Origin of the sequence: Streptomyces polygonati (assembly GCF_042650325.1) — a bacterium.
In the GTDB taxonomy this organism is placed as follows: Bacteria; Actinomycetota; Actinomycetes; order Streptomycetales; family Streptomycetaceae; genus Actinacidiphila; species Actinacidiphila polygonati.
Genome location: NZ_JBHSBB010000002.1, coordinates 85467 through 108955, shown reverse-complemented (window position 1 = coordinate 108955; position 23489 = coordinate 85467). Strand labels below are relative to the sequence as shown.

At 71.4% G+C, this 23489-nt stretch carries 24 protein-coding genes and 1 pseudogene; 9 read left to right on the top strand and 16 right to left on the bottom strand.

The window, feature by feature from the left end; translation table 11 throughout:
* Positions 1-15: 15 nt before the first annotated feature.
* From rlmB to ACFO3J_RS01905, 6 genes are all read right to left on the bottom strand, one after another.
* The gene (gene rlmB, locus ACFO3J_RS01930; RefSeq protein WP_386425339.1) at positions 16-975 is read right to left on the bottom strand and encodes a 23S rRNA (guanosine(2251)-2'-O)-methyltransferase RlmB; all 960 of its coding nucleotides are present in this window, start codon (positions 973-975) and stop codon (positions 16-18) included.
* A gap of 168 nt (positions 976-1143) precedes the next feature.
* Positions 1144-2535: a cysteine--tRNA ligase gene (cysS, locus tag ACFO3J_RS01925; protein ID WP_386425336.1), complete on the bottom strand. Its 1392-nt coding sequence runs from the start codon at positions 2533-2535 to the stop codon at positions 1144-1146.
* A gap of 179 nt (positions 2536-2714) precedes the next feature.
* The gene (locus tag ACFO3J_RS01920) at positions 2715-3104 is read right to left on the bottom strand and encodes a PPOX class F420-dependent oxidoreductase (RefSeq protein ID WP_386425333.1); all 390 of its coding nucleotides are present in this window, start codon (positions 3102-3104) and stop codon (positions 2715-2717) included.
* A gap of 144 nt (positions 3105-3248) precedes the next feature.
* Positions 3249-3803, bottom strand: a complete 555-nt coding sequence (ispF, locus tag ACFO3J_RS01915) for a 2-C-methyl-D-erythritol 2,4-cyclodiphosphate synthase (RefSeq protein WP_386425331.1) — start codon at positions 3801-3803, stop codon at positions 3249-3251.
* Positions 3793-4524, bottom strand: a complete 732-nt coding sequence (gene ispD / locus ACFO3J_RS01910; protein ID WP_386425367.1) for a 2-C-methyl-D-erythritol 4-phosphate cytidylyltransferase — start codon at positions 4522-4524, stop codon at positions 3793-3795. Before ispD ends, ispF begins: the two co-directional genes overlap by 11 nt.
* 240 nt (positions 4525-4764) lie before the next feature.
* Entirely contained in the window at positions 4765-5247 is a 483-nt protein-coding gene (locus ACFO3J_RS01905) for a CarD family transcriptional regulator (protein ID WP_033174074.1), read from the bottom strand.
* A gap of 517 nt (positions 5248-5764) precedes the next feature.
* On the opposite strand from ACFO3J_RS01905, the gene ACFO3J_RS01900 reads away from it, so the two are divergent.
* Entirely contained in the window at positions 5765-6379 is a 615-nt protein-coding gene (locus tag ACFO3J_RS01900; RefSeq protein ID WP_386425328.1) for a DUF461 domain-containing protein, read from the top strand.
* Positions 6380-6509: 130 nt separating this feature from the next.
* Here ACFO3J_RS01900 and ACFO3J_RS01895 read toward each other — a convergent pair whose 3' ends face one another.
* Both ACFO3J_RS01895 and ACFO3J_RS01890 read right to left on the bottom strand, forming a co-directional pair.
* Complete coding sequence (locus ACFO3J_RS01895) at positions 6510-7190, bottom strand: response regulator transcription factor (RefSeq protein ID WP_093716893.1); 681 nt, start codon at positions 7188-7190, stop codon at positions 6510-6512.
* Positions 7187-8509 (bottom strand): sensor histidine kinase, encoded by a 1323-nt coding sequence (locus ACFO3J_RS01890; RefSeq protein WP_386425325.1) that lies wholly within the window; start codon positions 8507-8509, stop codon positions 7187-7189. Before ACFO3J_RS01890 ends, ACFO3J_RS01895 begins: the two co-directional genes overlap by 4 nt.
* Positions 8510-8691: 182 nt before the next feature.
* Between ACFO3J_RS01890 and phoU the strand changes: the two genes are divergently transcribed.
* Entirely contained in the window at positions 8692-9372 is a 681-nt protein-coding gene (gene phoU / locus ACFO3J_RS01885) for a phosphate signaling complex protein PhoU (RefSeq protein WP_386425322.1), read from the top strand.
* A gap of 498 nt (positions 9373-9870) precedes the next feature.
* Here the strand turns inward: phoU and ACFO3J_RS01880 are convergent, their stop codons facing one another.
* Positions 9871-10572, bottom strand: coding sequence for an LAETG motif-containing sortase-dependent surface protein (locus ACFO3J_RS01880; RefSeq protein ID WP_386425319.1), 702 nt, complete (start codon positions 10570-10572; stop codon positions 9871-9873).
* A gap of 242 nt (positions 10573-10814) precedes the next feature.
* Here ACFO3J_RS01880 and ACFO3J_RS01875 point away from each other — a divergent pair, with 242 nt between their 5' ends.
* Positions 10815-11372 carry an isochorismatase family cysteine hydrolase gene (locus tag ACFO3J_RS01875; protein ID WP_386425365.1) on the top strand — a complete coding sequence of 186 codons (558 nt, stop codon included), beginning with the start codon at positions 10815-10817 and terminating at the stop codon, positions 11370-11372.
* A 45-nt stretch (positions 11373-11417) separates the two neighbouring features.
* On the opposite strand, the gene ACFO3J_RS01870 is transcribed toward ACFO3J_RS01875, so the two are convergent.
* Positions 11418-11540 (bottom strand): hypothetical protein, encoded by a 123-nt coding sequence (locus ACFO3J_RS01870; protein WP_386425317.1) that lies wholly within the window; start codon positions 11538-11540, stop codon positions 11418-11420.
* A 261-nt stretch (positions 11541-11801) separates the two neighbouring features.
* On the bottom strand, positions 11802-12560 hold the full coding sequence (locus ACFO3J_RS01865; RefSeq protein ID WP_386425314.1) for a phosphoglyceromutase: 759 nt from the start codon (positions 12558-12560) through the stop codon (positions 11802-11804).
* A 92-nt stretch (positions 12561-12652) separates the two neighbouring features.
* Between ACFO3J_RS01865 and ACFO3J_RS01860 the strand changes: the two genes are divergently transcribed.
* The 3 genes from ACFO3J_RS01860 to ACFO3J_RS01850 all read left to right on the top strand — a co-directional run bounded on the left by ACFO3J_RS01860 (position 12653) and on the right by ACFO3J_RS01850 (position 15967).
* A complete protein-coding gene (locus tag ACFO3J_RS01860; RefSeq protein ID WP_386425311.1) occupies positions 12653-13912 on the top strand; it encodes an MDR family MFS transporter in 1260 nt (419 codons plus the stop codon).
* A gap of 64 nt (positions 13913-13976) precedes the next feature.
* Positions 13977-15320: an amidase gene (locus tag ACFO3J_RS01855; protein ID WP_386425308.1), complete on the top strand. Its 1344-nt coding sequence runs from the start codon at positions 13977-13979 to the stop codon at positions 15318-15320.
* Positions 15321-15658: 338 nt separating this feature from the next.
* Complete coding sequence (locus tag ACFO3J_RS01850; RefSeq protein WP_449343634.1) at positions 15659-15967, top strand: DUF7677 family protein; 309 nt, start codon at positions 15659-15661, stop codon at positions 15965-15967.
* Here the strand turns inward: ACFO3J_RS01850 and ACFO3J_RS01845 are convergent.
* Together ACFO3J_RS01845 and ACFO3J_RS01840 are read right to left on the bottom strand one after the other, a co-directional pair.
* Positions 15961-16107: pseudogene (locus ACFO3J_RS01845) on the bottom strand (IS5/IS1182 family transposase); the annotation flags it as partial. The gene ACFO3J_RS01850 and the pseudogene ACFO3J_RS01845 overlap by 7 nt on opposite strands.
* Before the next feature lie 1087 nt (positions 16108-17194).
* A complete protein-coding gene (locus tag ACFO3J_RS01840) occupies positions 17195-17614 on the bottom strand; it encodes a GlcG/HbpS family heme-binding protein (RefSeq protein WP_386425303.1) in 420 nt (139 codons plus the stop codon).
* Between the two features lie 160 nt (positions 17615-17774).
* On the opposite strand from ACFO3J_RS01840, the gene ACFO3J_RS01835 reads away from it, so the two are divergent.
* Both ACFO3J_RS01835 and ACFO3J_RS01830 read left to right on the top strand, forming a co-directional pair.
* Complete coding sequence (locus ACFO3J_RS01835; protein WP_386425301.1) at positions 17775-18509, top strand: DUF6348 family protein; 735 nt, start codon at positions 17775-17777, stop codon at positions 18507-18509.
* A 232-nt stretch (positions 18510-18741) separates the two neighbouring features.
* Positions 18742-19785, top strand: a complete 1044-nt coding sequence (locus tag ACFO3J_RS01830; RefSeq protein ID WP_386425299.1) for an extracellular catalytic domain type 2 short-chain-length polyhydroxyalkanoate depolymerase — start codon at positions 18742-18744, stop codon at positions 19783-19785.
* A gap of 78 nt (positions 19786-19863) precedes the next feature.
* Here ACFO3J_RS01830 and ACFO3J_RS01825 read toward each other — a convergent pair whose 3' ends face one another.
* Positions 19864-20703, bottom strand: coding sequence for a helix-turn-helix transcriptional regulator (locus ACFO3J_RS01825; RefSeq protein ID WP_386425296.1), 840 nt, complete (start codon positions 20701-20703; stop codon positions 19864-19866).
* A gap of 103 nt (positions 20704-20806) precedes the next feature.
* On the opposite strand from ACFO3J_RS01825, the gene ACFO3J_RS01820 reads away from it, so the two are divergent.
* Positions 20807-21514 carry an SDR family NAD(P)-dependent oxidoreductase gene (locus ACFO3J_RS01820; RefSeq protein ID WP_386425294.1) on the top strand — a complete coding sequence of 236 codons (708 nt, stop codon included), beginning with the start codon at positions 20807-20809 and terminating at the stop codon, positions 21512-21514.
* 18 nt (positions 21515-21532) lie between these two features.
* Here the strand turns inward: ACFO3J_RS01820 and ACFO3J_RS01815 are convergent, their stop codons facing one another.
* Positions 21533-22135 (bottom strand): type III secretion system chaperone family protein, encoded by a 603-nt coding sequence (locus ACFO3J_RS01815; RefSeq protein ID WP_386425292.1) that lies wholly within the window; start codon positions 22133-22135, stop codon positions 21533-21535.
* Positions 22128-23471 carry a D-inositol-3-phosphate glycosyltransferase gene (gene mshA / locus ACFO3J_RS01810; protein ID WP_386425290.1) on the bottom strand — a complete coding sequence of 448 codons (1344 nt, stop codon included), beginning with the start codon at positions 23469-23471 and terminating at the stop codon, positions 22128-22130. The genes ACFO3J_RS01815 and mshA overlap by 8 nt, the downstream gene beginning before the upstream one ends.
* Positions 23472-23489: the final 18 nt, after the last annotated feature.

The window sequence follows — 23489 nt, the reverse complement described above, 5'->3', positions numbered from 1 at the left end:
GGCGCCCGCCGAAACCTAGCCCCGGCGCCGTGACGCCTCGTAGAGCACGACGCCCGCGGCCACGCCCGCGTTGAGTGATTCCGCGCCGCCGCCCGGCATCGGGATCCGTACCAGTACGTCGCAGGTCTCGCTGACCAGGCGGGACAGGCCCTTGCCCTCGCTGCCGGCCACGATGACGACCGGGCCGGCCAGGAGTTCGAGGTCCTGGAGCTCGATGTCGCCGTCGGCGGCGAGGCCGACGACGGTGAGCCCGGCCTTCTGGTACGTCTCCAAGGTGCGGGTGAGGTTGGTGGCGCGGGCCACCGAGACCCGGGCCGCGGTGCCCGCCGAGGTCTTCCAGGCGCCCGCGGTCATGCCCGCCGCGCGCCGCTCGGGCACGACGACGCCGTGGCCGCCGAAGGCCGCCACCGAACGGACGACCGCGCCGAGGTTGCGCGGGTCGGTGACGCCGTCGAGGGCCACGATCAGCGGGTCCTCGCGCTTCCTGGCGGCGTCGGCCACCAGATCGTCGGGGTGCGCGTACTCGTACGGCGGGATCTGCAGCACCAGTCCCTGGTGGTTGAGCCCAGCGGTGATCCGGTCCAGTTCCGGCCTGGGGGCCTCCAGCAGCGGCACCCCGCGGTCGCTGGCGAGCTTGATCGCCTCGCGGACGCGGTCGTCGTTGTCGATGAACTGCTGGACGTAGACCGCCGTCGCCGGGATCTCGGCGCGCAGCGCCTCCACCACCGGGTTGCGGCCGACGACCATCTCCGAGCTGGCCTTCGCGCCGCGGCCGGAGGGGCGGCGGGACTGCGACGAGACCGTGCGCTTGGCCTGCGCGGTGGCGACGCGGTTCTTCTTGTGGCCCTTGCGCGCCTCGGCGGGCGGTGTCGGGCCCCTGCCTTCGAGGGCCCTGCGCCGCTGCCCGCCGCTGCCGACCGTGGCGCCCTTCTTGTTGCTCGTACGGCGGTTCCTGCGCTGGCTGTTGCCGGCCATGGGACTCTCTCACTTCTTCAGTCGAACTCGACAAACGTCCAGGGGCGCGGGACAACGCGCCGTGCGGGTCGGCCTCCTACGGACCTCGTGGGAGCAGGCCCTCAGCCGTGGGCCGGCCACCGACCACCGGCCGTCAGCAGCCGACGGTCAGCAGCCGACAGTCAGCGGTCAACCGTGCAGGATCCACCGCGAGCCGGTCGGGGTGTCCTCGATCTCCAGGCCCGACTGCACCAGCCGGTCCCGGATCGCGTCGGCCGTCGCGTAGTCCTTGCGGGAGCGGGCCGACTGCCGCTGTTCCAGCACCAGCTGGACGAGCGAGTCCACCACGCCGTGCAGATCGTCACCGCGGTCGGTGCCCGCCCAGCGCGGGTCGAGCGGGTCGAGGCCCAGCACCCCGAGCATCGCACGGACCTCGGCCAGCCGGGCGACCGCCGTTTCCTTGTCGTCGGCGGTGAGCGCGCTGTTGCCCTGCCGGACGGTGGTGTGCACGACGGCGAGCGCCTGCGGGACGCTCAGGTCGTCGTCCATCGCCTCGGCGAAGGCGGGCGGCACCTCGGCGGCGGCGTCGACCGGGCCCGCCTTCTCGATGACCCGCTGGACGAAGCCCTCGATCCGGGCGAACGCGGATTCGGCCTCCCGCAGTGCCTCCTCGCTGTACTCGATCATCGACCGGTAGTGCGGGGTGCCCAGGTAGTAGCGCAGCACGATCGGCCGCCAGCGCTGCACCATCTCGGAGACCAGCACCGAATTGCCGAGCGACTTGCTCATCTTCTCGCCGCTCATGGTGACCCAGGCGTTGTGCACCCAGTAGCGGGCGAACTCGTCGCCGAATGCCTTGGCCTGCGCGATCTCGTTCTCGTGGTGCGGGAAGATCAGGTCGATGCCGCCGCCGTGGATGTCGAAGGCGCCGCCCAGGTACTTGTGGGCCATCGCCGAGCACTCCAGGTGCCAGCCGGGTCTGCCGCGTCCCCACGGGGTGTCCCAGGACGGCTCGTCGGGCTTGGCGCACTTCCACATCGCGAAGTCGCGCTGGTCGCGCTTGCCGGTCTCACCGTCGCCCTCGGGCTGGCGGAGGTTGTCCAGCTCCTGGTTGGAGAGCTTCAGATACTCCGGGTACGAGCGCACATCGAAGTAGACATTGCCGTCGGCGACGTAGGCGTGACCGCGTTCGATCAGCGCCTGCATCATCTCGATCATCTCCGGCACATGGCCGGTCGCCCGCGGTTCGTACGTGGGCGGCTCGCAGCCCAGCGCGTCATAGCCGGCGGTGAAGGCGCGCTCGTTCTCGTAACCGATGGCCCACCAGGGGCGACGCTGCTCGGCGGCCTTCTTGATGATCTTGTCGTCGATGTCCGTGACGTTGCGGATGAAGGTGACGTCGTAGCCGCGGTAGCGGAACCACCGCTGCATGATGTCGAAATTGAGGCCGGACCTGACGTGGCCGATGTGCGGGGCCGCCTGCACCGTGGCGCCGCACAGGTAGATCGAGACACAGCCCGGTGTGAGCGGGACGAAGTCACGGACCTGGCGTGCGTCGGTGTCGTACAGGCGAATAGTCACGCCTCAAGGGTAGTGGGCGCGAGCGTGTGCCCCACGCCCCAGGGCCCAGAGCACACACAGGCGTCACAATCCGGCGGGGTTCAGCCTTTCGGGGGAGCCACCGCGGCTCCGGTTCCCGCTGCCGTACGGCCGCGCCAGCCGCCCCCGGGAGCCGCCCCGGCCGCCTCGGCCGCCGCCGCTCAGCCGTGCTCGACGATGTGGTTCGCGCTCACCCGGACGACGACCCGGACGGCGCCGGGGAGGTCGCTGTCGTACGGCTTCCCGGTGTACTTGAGGCTGAGGGTGTTTATCAGCTCGTCGCCGCCCTCGGTGTCCAGGGTGGCGGTGCCGCGGATCTCCAGGTAGGAGTACGGGGTCTCCGGCAGCGTGATCAGCACGGTGATCCGGGGGTCGCGGACCAGGTTGGTGTGCTTGCGGCGGCTGGCCAGGGTGGAGAACAGCACGTCGTCACCGTCACGGGTCACCCACACGAGGGACAGTTGCGGCTGGCCGTCAGGCTGGATGGTGCCGACGGTCGCGTAGCTGTTGGCGTCGATCAGCGCGCGGGCGGAGTCGGAGAGGGCGGCCATGGTGGTCCTTTCGCGGGGCTCAGAAGTCAGGGTCCAAGATCGCAACACCCGGACCCGGTGCTGAATTCCCCACCGGGGCGGCGGAGTCGGACGATGAACTCCCGTCCCTCGCCGCACTCCGCCACCAGGCATCCCGCCGGCCGCTCAGGCCCCTACCCGCACCACCAGCGCCGTGGCGATCGCCGCCAGGCCCTCGCCACGCCCCGGGAAACCGAGTCCGTCCGTGGTCGCGCCGCTGACCGCGACGGGCGCGCCGACCGCGGCCGACAGCACCCGCTGCGCCTCGTCGCGCCGCTTGCCGACCTTGGGCCGCTGCCCGACCACCTGCACCGCGACGTTGCCGATGACGTAGCCCGCCGTACGGACGATCCTGGCCGTCTCGGTGAGCAGCGTCAGACCGGAGGCGCCGGACCACTCGGGGCGGCCGGTGCCGAAGTGGGCGCCGAGGTCGCCGAGGCCCGCCGCCGAGAACAGCGCGTTGCAGGCGGCGTGGGCCACCACGTCGGCGTCGGAGTGCCCGGCGAGGCCGGGACCCTCGCCCTCCCAGCGCAGGCCCGCGCACCACAGCTCACGGCCCTCCTCGAAGGCGTGGATGTCGGTGCCGATGCCGACCTGGGGCAGGACGTATCCGGCCGGCAGCCCGGCGGCGGGCTCGGCAGGGGGCTGCGCGGCGGGTTCCGGGGGCGGCTCAGTAGCCATCGGTGGCCCTCCTGCGGGCGAGTACGGCCTCGGCGAGCACCAGGTCCAGCGGCCGGGTCACCTTGAAGGCCTCTTCGTGCCCCGGCACGACCAGTACCGGCACACCGAGCTGCTCGACCATGCTCGCGTCGTCGGTGACGTCCTGGGTGACGGTGGCGTGCGCCTTGGCCAGGGTGGCCCGGTCGAAGCCCTGCGGGGTCTGTACGGCCCGCAGCAGGGCTCGCTGGGGGGTGCCGGTCACCTCGCAGGTCTCCGGGTCGACGCTCTTGACGGTGTCGGCGAGCGGCAGACCGGGGACGACGGCGAGCGCGCCGGCCCGTACCGCCTCGACGACCGCTTCCACGGTCTCGACCGGTACGAGCGGCCGGGCCGCGTCGTGGACCAGCACCACATCGACGTCCTCGGGCAGGACGGCGATTCCCAGCCGTACCGAGTCCTGGCGGACGTCACCGCCGGCCACGACCATGATGTCGGTCGAATCCGGCAGGCCGTGGGTGTCGAGCAGCGCTCTGACCTCGGCGACTCCCTCGGGGGGAGCCACCACGACGATCACCTGTACGGCGCGGGCGCGGGCCATGGCGCGCACCGCGTGGACGAGGATCGGGACCCCGCCCAGGGTGCGCAGCGCCTTGGGCGCGCCGGGGCCGAGCCGGAGACCACGTCCGGCGGCGGGAATGACGGCTGCGGTACGCAGGTTTGTGTCCTTGTGTGAGGTGGGTATCGCATTCAAGGTGCCGGGCGTGGCGTTCTTCCGGACCCCTTCCGTGAAGTCCGGGGGGCCGCGCCCTGGCAAGGCATAAGCATGCCGCAGCACCCGGTCATGGCGCTCAACCGGGTGCCGCGGCAAGGACCCCCGAGTATGTCCGGGGGATGCGTCTTCGTAGGTCGGGTACGTCACATCGGCGCAGGTTGTTGTGCCGTCGGTCGTCGCGATTACGAGAACGTCCGAAAGGGGACGGTCTTACGACGCGAGGACTTCGTCGAGCAGCGCCTCTGCCTTGTCCTCGTTGGTGTTCTCCGCCAGGGCCAGCTCGCTGACCAGGATCTGCCGTGCCTTGGCGAGCATGCGCTTCTCGCCGGCCGACAGGCCGCGCTCACGCTCCCGACGCCACAGGTCACGGACGACTTCCGCGACCTTGATGACATCACCTGAGGCGAGCTTCTCCAGATTTGCCTTGTATCGGCGGGACCAGTTGGTGGGCTCCTCGGTGTACGGCGCGCGCAGCACCTCGAAGACCCGGTCCAGACCCTCCTGACCGACCACGTCGCGTACTCCGACGAACTCCGCATTGTCCGCGGGCACGCGTACCGTCAAGTCGCCCTGGGCGACCTTGAGCACCAAGTAGGTCTTGTCCACGCCTTTGATCTGGCGAATTTCGATAGCCTCGATCAGCGCGGCCCCGTGATGGGGATAGACCACGGTGTCGCCAACCTTGAACGTCATGTGACAGGTACCCCTTCCGTGGCTATCCAGAGTAACACGGGAACGGCCTCATCTGAATGGCGTTTTCGCAGGTCAGGGCACATCTCGGGGCTTGACAAGGGCCCCTGGGACGTGCTGGAGGGGGCGGCCCGGAAGGGGTATTCGCAGGTCGGAGCGGGTATACGGCAGGGTCGAAACGTGCCCGTTACAGCCCCCGAAGCCCAGGAACAAGGGGCCATACGTCCGCATTTGTCTCTCCCGGACGAGTGGCTCTTCGCTACTCCGTTCGGGTTCTCGATGGTTGAAGATCCAATTTTGCCGAGTCGTGGAAATCGGCGTAGTGATCAGGACGGGATCAGTGCGGGATCAGCGGGTGATCAGTGCGGCGATCAGTACGGGATCACCGCGGTGATCAGTGCCGGAGAGCCGCTTCTGATGTGGTCACGTAAAGGCGGGCCCGGTGCGCGGACCGCTGGGCGGCTCGGTAATCTAAGGCCGCCAGAAGATCTTCCCTTCCTGCCCAAGGAGATGCGCCGCCGTGGTCCGCAGCTTCCGTCGCGCCGCTTTCCCCGTCCTCGTCGCGCTCTCGCTCGCCCCGCTGGCCGCCTGCGGCGCCGGGGAAGGCGCCAGGACGCTGGAAGTCCACCCGGACAGCGAAGCGGTCAGCGTCGGCGTCATCAAGGTGCAGAACGCCTTCGTCCTCACCCAGTCCAGCGGTCCGGCCACCGTCTCGGCCCGGCTGTTCAACAACGGCACCACCGCCCAGACGCTCCAGTCGCTGCGGCTGTCCGGCTCCCTGACCGCGCGGCTGACCGGCGCGAAGGGCGGGTCCTCCATCACCGTCCCGGCGAACGGCTCCGTACTGCTGGGCGGCAAGGGCAACCCGACGGCGGTCATCGACAGCGGCGCGGAGGCGCTGCGGGACGGCGACGTACAGACCGCGGTGTTCCTCTTCAGCGGCACCGGGCCGGTCTCCCTGCCGGTCAATGTGACCCCGGCCAGGGGCTACTTCGAGGCGTACGGTCCCGGTTCGCTGCCGGCCAGCGCCACCCCGTCACCGAGCGCGAGCCCGAGCACGACGGCGACCCCGGGCTCCACCGACACCGCGACGCCGACGGGCACGCCGACCGACACGACCACCACCACTCCGTAAGCGGAAGCGGAAGCGTCAGCAGCACCGTGAGCGGCGCCGTGGGCGCGCATGCGAAGGGGGCCCGGCGGACCGCCGGGCCCCCTTTCGCGGCAGCTCACCGCGGCCGCCGCGCTCATACCGCGGCGGGTGTTTACGGCTCGAACTTGTAGCCGAGCCCGCGGACCGTCACCAGATAGCGCGGCGCGCCCGGGTCCGGCTCGATCTTGGCGCGCAGGCGCTTGACGTGCACGTCGAGGGTCTTGGTGTCGCCCACGTAGTCGGCGCCCCAGACCCGGTCGATGAGCTGCATCCGGGTCAGCACCCGGCCGGCGTTGCGCAGCAGCATCTCCAGCAGGTCGAACTCCTTGAGCGGGAGGTCCACCTTGCCACCGCTGACGGTGACCACGTGCCGGTCGACGTCCATCCGGACCGGGCCCGCCTCCAGCGCGGCCGGGGAGATCTCCTCGGGCTCGCCGCGCCGGCGCAGTACGGCACGGATGCGGGCGACCAGCTCCCGCGAGGAGAACGGCTTGGTCACATAGTCGTCCGCGCCTATTTCGAGGCCGACGACCTTGTCGATTTCGCTGTCCTTGGCGGTGACCATGATCACCGGGACATTGGACTTGAGACGCAGCTGACGGCATACCTCGGTGCCGGGCAGACCCGGCAGCATCAGGTCGAGCAGTACCAGGTCGGCGCCATTGCGCTCGAACTCGTCCAGCGCGTCGGGCCCGGTCGCGGAGATGGCGACCTCGAAGCCCTCCTTGCGGAGCATGTACGACAGCGCGTCGCTGAAGGACTCTTCGTCCTCTACGACGAGTACGCGGGTCACGGAAGGACCTCCGGGGCGGGGATGTGTTCGGGCAGGGTCTGGAAAAGCTGGTCGTCCGACGGCTCGTCGGCCGGGTCTGCGTCCGCTTCGGCCTCGGGATCGGTGCCTGGCGGAAGCGCGCGGTCGCGGGCGATCCCGGCCTCGGGAAGCCGCAGTGTGAAAGTGGAGCCCTGGCCTTCGGCGCTCCACACCGTGACCTCCCCGCCGTGCGAGGCGGCCACGTGCTTGACGATGGACAAACCGAGCCCGGTGCCACCGGTCGCCCGCGAGCGCGCCGGGTCCACCCGGTAGAAGCGCTCGAAGACCCGGTCGCGGTCCTTCTCGGAGATGCCGATGCCCTGGTCGGTGACGGAGATCTCAATGAGATCGCCTCCCCCGGAGCCTGCGGCCCGGGAGGTGCCCCCAGTGGCGGGGATCCGGCGTCCGGCGATCCCGACCCGGGTGCGGGCCGGGCTGTAATTGACGGCGTTCTCCACCAGGTTGCCCAGTGCGGCGGCGAGCTGGCCCCGGTTTCCCCAGATGAACAGATCCGGGGTGGTCCCGGTGGCCATGGTGATCTGCTTGGTGTTGGCCTGGTGCCGGCACCGGTCGACGGCCTCGGTCACCAGGTCTTCGACGGCGACGGGTTCGGCGTCGTCGAGCAGGTCGTCGTTCTGCACCCGGGACAGGTCGATGATCTCCTGGACCAGGCTGGTCAGCCGGGTGGCCTCGATCTGCATCCGCCCGGCGAACCGGTTGACGGCCTCGGGGTCGTCGGCCGCGTCCATCACGGCCTCGGAGAGGAGCGAGAGCGCGCCGACCGGGGTCTTGAGCTCATGGCTGACATTGGCCACGAAGTCACGGCGCACGGCTTCGATCCGCCGGGCCTCGGTGAGGTCCTCGACCAGCAGCAGCACCAGCCGCGAGCCCAGCGGCGCGACCCGGGCCGAGACCGCGAGCCCTTCGCCGCGGCCGGCGCCACGGCGCGGCAGGTCGAGTTCCACCTGCCGTATCTCGCCGTCCCGCCGGGTTTCACGGGCCATCTGCAGCATCTGGTCGACGGCCAGCCGTCCGCCGCGTACCAGTCCGAGGGCATATGCCGCCGAGCTGGCCTTGACCACTATGTCACCCTCGTCCAGGACGACAGCCGACGAGCGCAGAACCGACAATACGGTGTCCACGCCCGGGGGCAATACTGCAGTCATATGATCCGGTCTCAATGCGGTTCGGGTGGGGCGGGCTTGTTCCCGCTCGCTCCAGCGGAACGCGAGCACGGCGATCACACCGGTCAGCAGACCGGCTATCGCACTGGCTGCGGCGACTGCCGCGTTCACGTCCATGGCTCCAGATTAGGTGGCTCGCTCAAACACTCCACAAGCCTGAGAGATACCTCTCGGATGTACGTTGCCAAGAGTTCACCTTCACGTAGGTGCCGATTCACTCTGGGTGCGCGGCCGGTACGCGTACGCCCGAGAGCGTGGCAGCGTGGAGGAGAAGCCTCTGTTCGGACGGAAGGAACGCGATGCGGGACGCATACCACGAGGAGCTGGACTCGATCGGTGACAGGCTGGTCGAGATGGCCCGCCTCGTCGGCTCCGCGATCGGCCGGGCCACCACCGCACTGCTCGACGCCGACCTGAACGTCGCGGAGAGCGTCATCGCGGCGGACGAGAAGGTGGACGCCCTGCAGCGTGAGCTGGAGAACCGGGCGATCACCCTGCTGGCCCGGCAGCAGCCGGTCGCCACCGACCTGCGGATCGTCGTCACCAGCCTGCGGATGAGCGCGGACCTGGAGCGCTCCGGCGACCTGGCCCGCCATGTCGCCAAGCTCGCCCGGTTGCGCTTCCCCAACTCGGCGGTGCCCGGCGATCTGCACGCGACCATCCTGGAGATGGGCCAGCTCGCCCAGCGGCTGATGGTGAAGTGCGCCGAGGTCATCGTCACCAAGGACGTCGACGAGGCGCTCCAGCTGGAGGCGGACGACGACCGCATGGACGAGCTGCACCGCAGCCTCTTCCAGCACCTGCTGGACGACCGGTGGAAGCACGGCATAGAGACCGCGGTGGACGTCACCCTGGTCGGCCGCTACTACGAGCGGTTCGCCGACCACGCGGTATCGGTCGCCAAGCGGGTCGTCTACCTGGTCACCGGCGAGCACGCGGACGAGATGACGCCGGCGCCGACGGTGGTCGAGGGGGCGTAGCCCCGCGGGGGCCCTCGCGGGCCGGGCGGGCTCGTACGGGTGCGGCGCGGGGCGTGCCGGACGGGGCGTGCCGGACGGGGGCGTGACGGGTCGGGCGGGAGGCGCGCCGGCAGGCGGACGGCGCATCGCGCAACGGGGCGTAAGCGAAACGCCCTTGTGCGCCCTTGAAGCTCCGGTTCGTGGCGGGGTTCACTGACGTGAGGCAAGTCCGAGGAGGCTGCACTGATGTCGGAATCTCCCACGCCACCGCCCGCCCGCCGCGCCCGTCCCGTACCGGCCGACACCGCCCCGGCCGCGCTGCGTACGCCGCTCCCCCTGATAGCCGCCTGCGGCTGCGGCTCGGGTTGCGGCTGCGGCTGCCAGTCCGGCGCCCCCTGCCAGTGCAGCGGCTGCTCGCATTAGAGCCCTGCCATCGGGCCCTGCCGCCGGGGCCTCCGACGAAGCGGGCCCCACCCGGAACACCCCGGGTGGGGCCCGCTTCTCGCTGCGGAGCCGGGATCAGTGGCGGCCGGCCGCGGTGCGGCGGCGTAGCGCGACCAGCGTGCCGGCTCCCGCGAGGACGACCACCGCCGCCGCGCCCGTGATGAGCCCGGTATCGGACCCACCGCCGCTCTCCGCCAGCGTCGATCCCCCGGTCGCGGTGGCGGACGCGGACGGCTCGGAGGGGGCCGACATCGTGGGCGCCGCGTCAGCCGGGGCCGACGGGGAGGTGGAGGTGGAGCCGGACCCGGTCGGCGAGGGAGCGCCGGCGCCGCCCGCGGGCGTGGTCGCCGACGGAGTGGAGGAAGCGGGCACCGAGCAAACGGTGTCGTCGGAGATCGGCAGCGGGCTCAACAGCGCTTCGTCGAGGCCGTCGCCGGTCGCTCTGACGTTCCACTGGTAGCCGGTTTCCCAGTCCACCAGCAGCGTGACGCTCACCCCGGCGGCGGTCGGGTGCTCGATGTGCGCCGTGGCCAGGTCCCCGCCGACGTCCCTTCCGTCGGCCAGCCTGATCCGCACCACGATGTCGGCCGGGGCGCCCGAGGCGTCCTTGTCCGTGACGGTGATGGCCGCCTTCGGAGCACCTGTGCTGGTGTCGCACACCGCCCGCGGATTGACGACGAAGTCACTGGTACTGGTGGCGAAGGCCGTACCGCTGCCCATCATGACCACGCCCACGGCGGCCGTACCGGCAGCCGCCACACCGAACTTGAGCAACACGAGCTTCCCCCACCGGAACACCGGAACACTTGCCGACCGGACCGCTCCGGTCGAAGGCCGCCCATCATCAAGGTCCGGCGAAAACCCTGTCAACTCGGCGTCGGGGCCGGTGAACAGCGCGGCGGGCGCGGGCGGACAACACGGACGGAGGAATCCTGTAGGCCGGGCCGCCGTCCGGCGAGCGGCGTGACGTAAAGTACGGGCGCGCGACCGGCGCGGCGGCGAGGAGAAGCACGGTGAAGGTGAACGACCCGGCCACCACGGCTCTGCTGCTCATGGACTTCCAGCAGGGCATCGTCGAACGCCTCGGCGACCCCGGCGTGCTGGCGGCCGCCGGCAGCGCGCTGGCCGCCGCCCGTGAGGCGGGGTTGCTCGTGGTGCACGTACGGGTCGCGTTCCGGCCCGGCTATCCGGAAGTGTCCCCGGCCAACGCGTCCTTCGCCGCGCTCGCAGGCTCCGGGGCCGACTTCACCGAGTCCGCGGCGCCGACCCAGGTGCACGCCGACCTCGCCCCCCGCGCGGGCGAACCGGTCGTCGTCAAGCGCCGGGTGAGTGCCTTCACCGGCAGCGACCTGGAGGTGATCCTGCGCTCGCGCGGTATCCGCGCCCTCGTGCTGGCCGGCCTCTCCACCAGCGGTGTGGTGCTCTCCACCCTCCGCGAGGCCGCCGACCGCGACTACGCCCTCACCGTCCTGGCCGACGCGTGCGGTGACGGCGACCCCGAGGTGCACCGCGTGCTGACCGAGAAGGTCTTCCCCCGCCAGGCCGGCGTCACGACGGTCGCGGCCTGGACAGCCTGAGCCGCCGCGCCCGGGCGGGGCGAGGCGGTGACGCGGGGCGCCGGCTCAGCGGAAGGCGTAGGTGACGTGAGTGAGGCGCTCGGACAGCTCCCACAGGGCGCGGCCGACGCTCTCGTCCGCCGCCCCGCGGGGCAGCCTCACCGGGCCCGGCGCGCCGCGGGTCTCCATCCGCCTGGTGGGACCGATGAACGCGGCGGCCTCTACGCCGGGCTTCGTGGCGGCGTAGAGCGTGGTTCGTGCCGGGGTCGTCCAGGCCGCCCGCCGCGTGGTCCCGCGGCAGCCGTCCCCCCCGGCGCCCCGATCCTGCCCTGCTCGGCGGCCGGGTCCGGCGAGGGACACAAGGGCCCGTCCACGGCCGGCCCAGCACGACACGATGCCCCCGGCTCGCGGGAGAACCCGCGGGCGGGGGGCATGGGTCGGAGAAGAGGGCTACTTCTTGCCCTGGTTCTTCACGGCCTCGATGGACGCCGCCGCGGCGTCCGGGTCCAGGTAGGTGCCGCCGGAGATCAACGGGTGGAAGTCCGCGTCGAGTTCGTAGGCGAGCGGGACGCCGGTGGGGATGTTGAGGCCGGCGATGTCGGCGTCGGAGACGTTGTCGAGGTGCTTGACCAGGGCGCGCAGGGAGTTGCCGTGGGCGGCGATCAGGACGGTGTGGCCGGAGATCAGGTCGGGGACGATGCCGTCGTACCAGTAGGGCAGCATCCGGTCGACGACGTCCTTGAGGCACTCGGTGCGGGGGCGCAGCTCCGGGGGGATCGCGGCGTAGCGCGGGTCGTCGGACTGGGAGAAGTCGGCGCCGTCCTGGAGGACCGGCGGCGGGGTGTCGTAGGAGCGGCGCCACAGCATGAACTGCTCCTCGCCGAATTCCGCGAGGGTCTGCGCCTTGTCCTTGCCCTGGAGCGCGCCGTAGTGCCGCTCGTTCAGCCGCCAGGAGCGCCGGACCGGGATCCAGAGGCGGTCGGCGGCGTCCAGCGCGATCTGGGAGGTGCGGATCGCCCGCTTGAGGACCGAGGTGTGCACCACGTCGGGGAGCAGGCCGGCGTCCTTGAGCAGCTCGCCGCCGCGGACCGCTTCCTTCTCCCCCTTCTCGTTGAGGTTGACGTCCACCCAGCCGGTGAACAGGTTCTTCGCGTTCCACTCGCTCTCGCCGTGGCGGAGCAGGATCAGCTTGTACGCAGCAGCAGCCATGGGACCGAGCCTAATCGAAATGCGGTGGCGCCCAGCGACCGCCCTCTGTAACCTGCGCGAGGCATCAGAGGGCATTACCGGGAGGGCATCGTATGAGGGCGGCCGCACAGGCGGGTCAAGCGGTACGGGAAACGGTCTCCGGTCTCCCCCGCCAGTTCTGGTGGCTGTGGACGAGCACCCTCATCAACCGTCTGGGCGCCTTCGTCGTCACCTTCCTGGCCCTCTATCTGACCGTGCGGCGCGGCTACTCCCCCTCGTACGCCGGCCTGGTCGCCGCCCTCTACGGGCTCGGCGGCGCGGGCGGCGCCATGCTCGGCGGGGTGCTGGCCGACCGGGTCGGCCGCCGCCGGACGCAGCTGGTCGCCCAGGTCACCGCCGCCCTCATCACCGCCGCGCTCGGCTTCGTCGCCGATCCGCTGGGCATCGCCGCGGGAGCCGCGCTGCTGGGCCTGGCCAGCAACTCCTCCCGGCCGGCCCTCCAGGCGATGATCGCCGACCTCGTACCCGGCCGGGACCGGGTCCGCGCCTTCTCGCTCAACTACTGGGCGGCCAATATCGGCTTCGGCGTGTCGGCGGCGGCGGCCGGCTTCATCGCCGCCGAGGGATACGTATGGCTCTTCCTCGGCGACGCCTTCACCACGCTGCTGTGCGCGGTGGTCGTCTTCGCCAAGGCCGAGGAGACGCTTGCGGCGCCCGCGCCCCGGAGCGCTACGGAGAAGGCACCCGCCGCCGTGACCCTCCGCGATGTGCTGCGCGACCGCCGCTTCATGGCCGTGGTCGCGCTGACCTTCCTGCTCAGCAGCGTGACCCAGCAGGGCAGCTCGACCCTCGCCATCGACATGGGCGCGCACGGTCTGTCGGCCCGTCAGTTCGGCCTGGTCGCCGCCATCAACGGTGTGGTGATCGTGCTGCTGCAGATTCCGGTGACCCGCGCCCTGCGCGGCCACGGCAGCGGCGCGCTGCTCGCCGCTGGTTCCTGCCTGCTCGCCTGGGGCTTCGGGCTGACCGTCTTCGCCGGCACGGTCGGCTTCTACGCGCTCACCGTCTTCGTGTGGACCCTCGGCGAGATCGTGCACGCGCCCGCCGCGATGTCGGTGGTCGCCAGCCTCGCGCCTGCCACCGCCCGTGGCCGCTACCAGGGGATGTACACCCTGTCCTGGTCCGCCGCCGCCTTCGCCGGCCCGCTGGCCGGCGGCCTCACCCTGGACCACCTGGGCCGCGGCGCCCTGTGGACCGGCTGCGCGGCCGTCGGTACGGCGGCCGGCGCCGGCTACTACCTGCTGCTGCGCCCGCGTCCGCTGCCCGAGCCGACGGCCGAGCCCGCGCCGAGCGCGATGTCGCTGCCCTCCTGACGCCGCGTCATGCCGGGCCGTGTGCCCCGGGATCGCGGAGTGCGGACCGCCTACGCTGACATTTATGGACACAGCTACGCATATCGGAGAAGCCGTCCGTGCGGGGAAGCTCGACCCGGTCACCGTCGTGGCGGACGTACTGGCCAGGATCTCGGCCGGCGACGGAGCGGTCGGGGCCTTCCGGCGGGTGCGGGCCGAACAGGCCCTGGCCGAGGCGCGATCGGTCGCCGAACGGCCCGATCTGGCGCGACTCCCGCTGGCGGGAGTGCCGATCGCGGTGAAGGACGTGATCGCGGTGGCCGGTGAGCACGCCGAGTGGGGCTCGGCGGCCGGCACACGGCTGCCCTTCGCCGCCGACGGCGGTATCGCCGCCCGGCTGCGGGCGGCCGGCGCGGTGATCGTCGGGCTGACCCGGGTGCCGGAGCTGTGTCTGTGGCCGACGACCGACACGCCCGGCGCCGTCGTACGGAACCCGTGGCGGCCCGACTACACGCCGGGCGGCTCCTCGGGCGGCAGCGCCGCCGCCGTCGCGGCGGGCCTCGTACCGCTGGCCCACGGCACCGACGCGCTCGCCTCGGTACGTTCCCCGGCGGCGATCTGCGGACTGGTCGGCGTCTGTCCGGGCACCGGGACCGTACGGGCCGGGGACGCGTCGGTCTTCTCGGGCATGTACACGCACGGCCCGCTCGCCACCACGGTCGCCGACGCGGCCCTGCTCCTGTCCGTGCTCGCCGAGCGGCCCGCGCTGGCGGAGGTCTCCGCTCCCGCGTCCCCGCTGCGGATCGCGACCTCGACCCGGCTGCCGATGGCCGGGCGGCACATCCCCGAGGAGTTCGTCACGGCGGTCGACCGTACGGCGGACGTGCTGCGCGACGCCGGCCACACCGTCGAGGAGGCCACCCCGCGCTACGGCAATCTCGCGCCGCCGCTGCTCGCCCGCTGGCTGGCCGCCCCCGGGGAACCTGCGCAGGGCCTCAGCCGCCGGCAGCTCCAGCCGCGCACCCGCACCCACTTGCGGGGCGGCACCCTGGTCCGCAGGGCCGGCCTGGTCCGCGAGGGCGCGAAACGCGCGTGGATCGCCCGGGCGGAGGAGTTCTTCACCCACCACGACATCCTGATCACCCCCACACTGGCCACCCTGCCGCCCAAGGCCCGGCACTGGAGCGAGAAGAGCTGGCTGTCCAACGCCCTGCCGGCCATCGCCCTCAGCAGCTTCCTCGGCCCCTGGGACCTCGCGGGCTACCCCGCCCTCTCCCTCCCGGCCGGCCAGCACCCGTCCGGCCTGCCCATCGGCGTCCAGATCATCACCTCCCCCGGCGGCGAGCCCCTGCTGCTGTCGCTGGCCGCCCAACTGGAGTCGCTCCAGCCATGGCAGCGGACCGCGCCGCCGGGGCGGGCCGGGGCGTAGGCCCGCTATCGCCGACCGCCGGCTTGCAGCTGCCGCAGGGTCAGCAGCGGGAGGAGCCGGGCGGCGCCGTCTCCCCAACGGAGGGTCGAACCGCAGCATGTCGTGACCCCCACGGACCGCACGTTCGCCGACCAGTGGGCCCAGAAGAACACCGGGCGACGGGCCATGCTCATAGAAGCGGGAGTCAGGTCGGAGGTTCGGCGCGGCACACGTGGCGGGGTGGCGACGGCTTGACACAGGCTGTCCCGTAACTATCGGTATCACCCCCTGAGGGGGCTGTCACTCCTGCGGTGGGAGGACGACGAACGGCCAGGGAAGGCTGGGGATAGATTCTTCGCATGCCTTCGCATCTCAGTCATGGTGCCTCCGGAGCCCTCCGGCGCTTCGCTGGATGGCTTGCCCGGGGGTCGGTAGGTCACCCGATGCTGGAAGGAGTCGACTACTGGGAGGAGTTGCGCCAGTCGCCCTCCCAGATGGAGATCTGTGTCGCGATCTTCGCCAACGTCCTCGAACTGGATGAGCAGGGAGAACCGGTCAACGAGAAGCACGCAGCACGCCGGGCCGCAGCCTGGCTCCACCGGTACTGCACCGGGGAGCTACCCCCGGGGGAGCCGGACATCGAGCCGTGGGAATGCCGACTCTATTGACCGGTGAGGGCGAGGTTGTGCAGGCGGGCGATGCACTGCGTCGCGTGGTGCACGCCGTCGCCTCATAGGCGGCAGCCGCACAGGATCTTCCAGGTCTCCATCCGGGCGAAAGCGTGCTCGACGCGGGCACGAACCTGTTCAACGCAGTGAGGGAGCAACCAGCCGCGAATGCCCTGGGTACGGGGGCCGGGAATTCGCTGCTCCCCACAACACAACGAGAGGGAGTCCGGGACTACCGGCGCACCCAACCGCAAGACGGAGCGGCGGACCGAGTGCCCGGCCTGATCGAACATCGGCCGCCATCGGGCGCCGCCTATGCTGTGGTCCGCGGCCAGCGCCTGATCATCATGAGTCCGCGCAACCCTTGATGATCACGCCGTGGCCGTTCTCGTTCCCGTAATCGACGAGCACCTCAACCCCGCCATCTGTCACGGACCAACCAGAGCAATCGTTGGCCGGCGTGGTACCGCCAAAGCCACCACGGCAGCATCCGGTGATCCACAAAGGACCACAGGTCATCGTCGGCTTCGTTGCTCGACCCATCGCAGCGTTGACCGTCCTGCCAGTTCAGGGCAGATGCTCCTTTCGCAGAGCCGCTCTCCCCGGTGTCCATGGCCCGACCCTACCGAGCGTTGGCCAGCAGTCTCACCGTTGGTCACTCAACCCACCGACCTACAAGATCGCGAAGTCACACTGGAGTACTAGCTGTCGTCGCCGCTGGTACGGCGGTCTCTCCGCGGCGACCATGCGTAGATCGACATTGCTCCGAGGATGGTCACCGGGACCGCGACAGTGAGGCTCAGTTGTGCGCGCTCGGAGATGTTCGTCATCTCCCAACGCACCTTCCATAGGCGGAGTTTGAAGGAAGTTGCCGGGGCGGAAGCCGGTTCGTCGTTCGTGCTCTCAGTCATGGACGCAGGACACAGCGTCTCGGGGCAAGCCGTCAAATCTGACGCACACACCACAGATACCAAGGCACTCAAGGGATCAGCAACGAAAGCACCCGCCCGCATTGCCCCTTATACCCCCCGGTTGGAGGTGATCCCCCACGCCATGCAGACCCCGCCCCCTGTGCTCGGTACCCGGGTGCCCGGAGCTGACCGAGCGGGGCGGACGGCTGCCCGAAGCATGAACGCGAGGATCACGCTCGACTGGTGATCCGGAGCGGACGGCCTGCCGCGGGCCGGGCGGCCCGCCGGGATGAGAGCAACAGCCGAGCGCGACCGCTCACTTGCCGTTGATCGCCGCCGCGGCGGCCTCCGCCACGCTCTGGTCCTGCTCGCCGGAGCCGCCGCTGACGCCGACGGCACCGACGACCTGGCCGCCGCGCCGCAGTGGGATGCCGCCGGCGAAGATCATGATCCGGCCCTGGTTGGAGCCGTGGATGCCGAAGAACTGGTCGCCGGGGCCCGCGTTCGCCGCGAGGTCCTTGGTGGTGATGTCGAAGGCGCGCGAGGTGAAGGCCTTGTTGATCGAGACGTCGATGCTGCCGATCCAGGCGCCGTCCATCCGGACGTGGGCGATGAGGTTGCCGCCGTGGTCGACCACGGCGATGTTGCTGGGCTGACCGTTCTCCTGGGCCTTCTGCTCGCCCGCCGCGATCACCGCGCGGGCGTCGTCCAGTGACAGGCTCTCGACGCTGACCATGCTTTTCCTCCTGGTCCGACCCCGCGGTGGTTGCTTCCCACCCTCGCAGCGGCGCCCCGCTTGTCAACCGGAGTCCGGGGCAGGGGTGAACACCGGGGCCATCCGGGTGACACCCGGCCGTACATCCGGCTGACCATGTGATCCCGTACCGTGTCGGCTCATGAGATGGGGACCCTGGCACAAGAAGAAACCCGAGATCGAGCCCGCGCAGGCCCGGTTACCGGAGAACGAGACACTGCGGATCATCGCGGACCACCTCACCGAGCTGAGCGGGGAGCCGTGGCACGTGGAGGAGAACCGCGTACGGGGTCCCGGGCGGACGGCGGTCACCCTCGGGGACGACCACCCGGCGGCGGAAGGCCATCTCGACCTCGTCTTCGTCCTGGACACCGAGCGGCCCGACGAGACGTCGATCCCGGACTGCGTCACCGGCCACGGCGACACCACCCACGAGAAGATCGAGATCGCCGCGGGGATCTGGTCGAGCACTTCGGCCGGCGCCCTGCTCGAACTGCGGGACCAGAAGGGCACGTTCGCCGACCACTATGTCGCGCACGACCCCGACGGCTTTCCCGGCCGGCACGCCATCCACGGCGCGATCATCGGCTGGGGCGAGGGCCCCGAGCACGAGGCGGCCCAGCAGTGGGCGCTCGATCACCCGCTCCTCCCGGTCATCGCACCGGCCCTGACCGCGGCCGGTCTCGACCGCGACCGCCTCGTCGGCGTGAAGATCTTCTTCGGCTCGTCCGACGGCAGGGCCACCGCCGAGGTCCGGGTGAACGGCCGGGCCTGTGAGCCGGCCGCGGACGCCCTGCTCGCCCTGGACTGGCCCCGCCCGTACCCGGGCAGCGCCTACGCCCGTACGTTCGCGGTCCTGGTGCACCCGGGGGAGTGAGGGTCTCTTCCCGCCCGGCACGGGTCTGAGCCCGCCCCCACCGATCCATGCTGTCTGTGTGCGTGTCTGCCATAGCGGCCGCGGACCGGTGGGGGCGCCGCACATCGTCCGGTCGCCGCCCTTGTCCCTAGCGTGCTCCCTGCTGAGCCGGGGTGCGCGCCCGACGACCCGGGCCCGGCGCGGTCCGGTCCGCCGGGCGGGCCGCGGGACGAGGCGTGGGAGGAAACAGGCGATGAAGAAGCGTCGACCCATGGGCTGGTGGTCGCCGGCCGCAGTGCTCGCGTTCGTGCTGGCGCTGCTCGTGCCGGGCGGGAGCGCGCAGGCCGCGACCCTGTACACGGTGGCTCCGGTGGCCGGGAGCCTGAGCGACTACAACATCTCCGGGGTCTATGTCTCCGGGGTGTCGTCCGGCGGGTACATGGCGGGTCAGCTCCAGGTGGCGTACTCGCGGACGATCAAGGGGATGGGGGTGTTCGGGACCGGGCCGTACTACTGCGCGCAGAACAACGCGGCGCAGGCGGTGTACGGGTGCGGGGACAACACCTCCCCCGACTATCTCCCCACCCTGGAGGCGGACGCCTCGCTGTGGTCGGCCTACGGCTGGACCGATCCGGTCGGCAGTCTGTCCGGCCGCCCGGTGTACTGGTTCCACGGCGGCAACGACACCACCGTGAAGGCCTCGGTCAGCAACGACGGCGTCAGCTTCTTCAAGCACTTCGGCGCCAACGTGACCTATGACAGCGGCTCTTCGGCGGGGCACGGCTGGGTCACGCCCTACGGGACCCTGGCGTGCACGGCCACCGGCTCGCCGTATCTGGACAATTGCGGCACGGACCCGGAGAACGCCCTGCTCGGCAAGCTCTTCGGCTCGGTCGCGGCGCCCAACACCGGCCCCCTGACCGGCAGTCTGATCAAGTTCGACCAGGACAGCTACGCGGTGGGCGGGCGGGCCGGCAGCCTGAGCATGGGCGGTTCGGGCTTCGCGTACGTGCCCAGCGCCTGCTCGTCGGGGGCGAGTTGCCGGCTGATGGTGGCGCTGCACGGCTGCGCCCAGGGTTACGACGCGGTCGGTACGTCCTTCGTCGACCGGGCCAACCTCGACCAGTACGGCGACACCAACCACATGATCGTCCTCTACCCGCAGGCGACCGCCAACGCGGCCAATCCGTACGGCTGCTGGGACTGGTGGGGCTATCTCGGCGCGACCAACTACCCGATCAAGGGCGGCCGGCAGATCGAGACCATCATGAACATGGTCCACGCGCTGGGTGGTTGAACCCGGCCGGTGTCCCTGGCCCCGCTCCCGCCCCCGCCGGTCGGCCCGGCGGGGGCGGGGAGGTCCGAACGACAGGCCCTAACCGACCAGGGACTGGGTGCCGAGCACCGTGACCAGCGCCAGCCGCTCGGCGTCCTCGGTGCCGGGCTCGGCGGTGTAGACCATGATGCGCAGGTCGCTGCCCGTCACGGTGAGCACGTCGCAGTCCAGGGTGAGCGCGCCCACCCGGGGGTGGTCGATGGTCTTGCGGGCGGCCTCGTGCCGGCCGACGGCGCCGGAGTCCCACAGTTCGGCGAACCGCTCGCTGCTCGCGCACAGCTCCGCGACCAGTCGCCGCAGCCGCTGGTCGGCCGGGTAGCGGGCGGCGGCGGCGCGCAGGTCGGCGACCTCGGCGGCCTCCAGCGCGCGGCGGGACTCCGAGGTGTGCCGGACCCGGCTGCCCGGGCCGACGAAGTGGCGCCACACGCCGTTGCGCTCGTTGCCGCGCCAGCCGGACGGATCGCCCATCAGCGCGGTGTACGGCGGGTTGGCCACGAGCAGTGTCCAGGAAGCGTCGTAGACCGCGACGGGGGTCCCGGTCAGCCGGTCCAGCAGCCGCTGGACGCTCGGGGTGATGTACGCGGGGACCGTGTCCGGGCCGGGCGGGGCCAGCCCGGCCAGCCGGAAGAGGTGGGACCGCTCCTCGCCCGACAGCCGCAGGGCTCTGGCCAGGGCTTCGACGATCTGCGCCGAGGGATGGGCCGCGCGGCCCTGTTCGAGGCGGGTGACGTAGTCGACGGAGATCCCGGCCAGCAGGGCCAGCTCCTCGCGGCGCAGCCCGGCCGCCCGCCGGTGTCCGCCCGCGGCCAGTCCGGCCGCGTCGGGCGGCACCCGGTCGCGCCACCGGCGCATCGCTCTGCCGAATTCCGTGGTCGCCATGCTCTTCAGTGTGCACCGCGGGCCGCGTACGAGCCTGGTACGGGCAGTCCCAGGAAGACAGGGGCACTGGCAGGCCGCACCCGCCCGGGCGGACTCTTCGGGCATGACGACAACACTGATCACCGGAGCGAACAAGGGTCTCGGCTTCGAGACCGCCCGCCGGCTCGTCGCGGCCGGCCACACCGTCTACATCGGCAGCAGGGACGCGGAACGCGGCCGGCTGGCCGCCGAGCGGCTCGGCGCGCGGACCGTGCTCATCGACGTCACCGACGACACCTCGGTCGCCGCGGCGGCGAAGGCCGTCGAGGCCGACGGCGGCCTCGACGTGCTCATCAACAACGCCGGCATCGAGGAGCGGTCACCGGACGGAGGCGTCCTGGGCCCCGAGGAGGAGTCCGCCGACATGATGCGCCGGCTGTTCGACACGAATGTCTTCGGCGTGGTGCGGGTCACCCTCGCGTTCCTGCCGCTGCTGCGGCGGTCCGCCGCGCCGGTCGTGGTGAATCTGAGCAGCGGCCTGGGCTCGATGACCCGCGTCACCACCCCCGGCACCCCGACCTGGGGATACCCGGGGCTCATCTACCCGGCCTCGAAGACCGCGGTCAACATGATCACCGTGCAGTACGCGAAGGCGTTCCCCGGGATACGGATCAACGCGGTGGAGCCCGGCTACACCAGGACCGACCTGAACGCGAACACGGGCACGCAGACGGTCGAGGAGGGCGCGGAGATCATCGTCCGCATGGCGCAGGTGGGCCCCGACGGGCCGACCGGCGGGTATTTCGACGTCAACGGCCCGCTGCCCTGGTAGCCCAACGGTCCTTGACCGTCAGGGCTGTTCACCCGTCAGGTGGCTGAACGCCTCAAGATTCCGGGTGGGTTCGCCGCGCGCCGCCCGCCAGGCGTACTCCTTGCGGATGGCGGTCGCGAACCCCAGCTCCAGCAGGGTGTTGAAGGAACCGTCGGCGTTCTCCAGCACCGCGCCGAGCAGCCGGTCGATCTCCTCGACGCTCACCGCGGCCAGCGGCAGGCGTCCGCTGAGATAGACGTCGCCGAGCCGGTCGACCGCGTAACCGACGCCGTACGTCCGCAGGTTGCGTTTCAGCAGCCAGCGGTAGAAGGCCTCGTGGTTCTCGTCGGGGTGGCGGACGACGAAGGCGTTGAGGGAGACGGTGTGCCGGCCGACGATGAACTGGCAGGTGGTGGAGAGCTTGCGGGTGCCGGGGAGTTGGACGACATAGGTGCCGGGCGTCGGTGACTCCCAGGTCAACTCGGCGTCGCGCAGAGCCTCTTCGAGGGTGCCGGCGGCGGCGCGCTCGGCATCGGACCGGGAGTCGGGCTCGGACGCGGGACCGGCCCCCGGTTCGGAGGCGGTGGCCGGCTCCGTACCCGGGTCGCGCTCCCGCGCGTCCCCCCGCTGCTGCTCAGGCATGGGCCGATCGTAGGTGACGCCGGTGCGCGGACCCGGCTTCCGCGTACGCCTTGGCCGTGTCCGCCGCCGCCGTGCCCCAGCCGAAGTCGCGGGCGTGCTTGGCCGCCGCGGCGCCCAGGGTCTCGCCCAGCCGCGGCTGGTCCACGAAGCGGCGCAGCGTCGCCGCGTAGTCGCGCGGGTCGTGCCCGGAGACGAGGAAGCCGGTGTGCCCGTCGCGCACCGCGACCGGCAGCCCGCCGACCGCCGCCGCGATCACCGGGGTGCCGCAGGCCTGCGCCTCGATGGCCACCAGCCCGAAGGACTCGCTGTGCGACGGCATGACCAGCACCGTCGCCGCCCGATACCAGTCGGCGAGCCGGTCCTGGTCCACCGGCGGCTGGAACCGTACGACATCGGCCACCCCGAGCTGGGCGGCCAGCTTGTGCAGCGCCTCCGGCTTGGCCAGGCCGCTGCCGCTCGGGCCGCCGACCACCGGTACGACGATCCGCTCGCGCAGCGAGGGGTCCTCGTCCAGCAGGACCGCGACCGCGCGGATCAGCACGTCGGGGGCCTTGAGCGGTTGTATGCGGCCGGCGAAGAGCGGGATCAGCGCGTCCTGCGGCAGGCTGAGCCGGGCCCGGGCGGCGGCGCGGCCGCCCCGGTCGGGGCGGAAGCGGTCGAGATTGACGCCGGGGTGCACGACGGAGACCTTGCCGGGAGCCGCGCCGTAGTGCCGGATCAGCTCGCCGGCCTCCTCGACGGTGTTGGCGATCAGCCGGTCGGCGGCGGAGACGATCTGGCTCTCGCCGATCACCCGGGCCGACGGCTCGGGGCAGTCGCCCTCGGCGAGCGCGGCGTTCTTGACCTTGGCCATGGTGTGCATGGCGTGCACCAGCGGCACGCCCCAGCGCTGGGCGGCCAGCCAGCCGACCTGCCCGGACAGCCAGTAGTGCGAGTGGACCAGGTCGTAGTAGCCGGGGCGGTGGCCGGCCCAGGCCTGCATCACCCCATGGGTGAACGCGCAGAGCTGCGCGGGCAGATCCTCCTTGGCCAGCCCCTCGTACGGCCCGGCGCTCACATGCCGTACGGACACCCCGGGGGCCAGCTCCACCTTGCAGGGCAGCGCGCCGGCGGTGGCCCGGGTGAAGATCTCCACCTCGATGTCCCGCTCGGCCAGCCGCCTGGCCAGCTCCACCATGTACACGTTCATACCGCCGGCGTCGCCGGTGCCGGGCTGATGCAGCGGTGAGGTGTGCACGCTCAGCATCGCCACCCGGCGCACCCGCCGGCCCCCGGTCCACCGCTTGTGCGCGCCGCCGACGCGCAGGGCGCTGAGCCGGGACGTGTACGTCGTCACCATGTGTTCCTTCCGGCA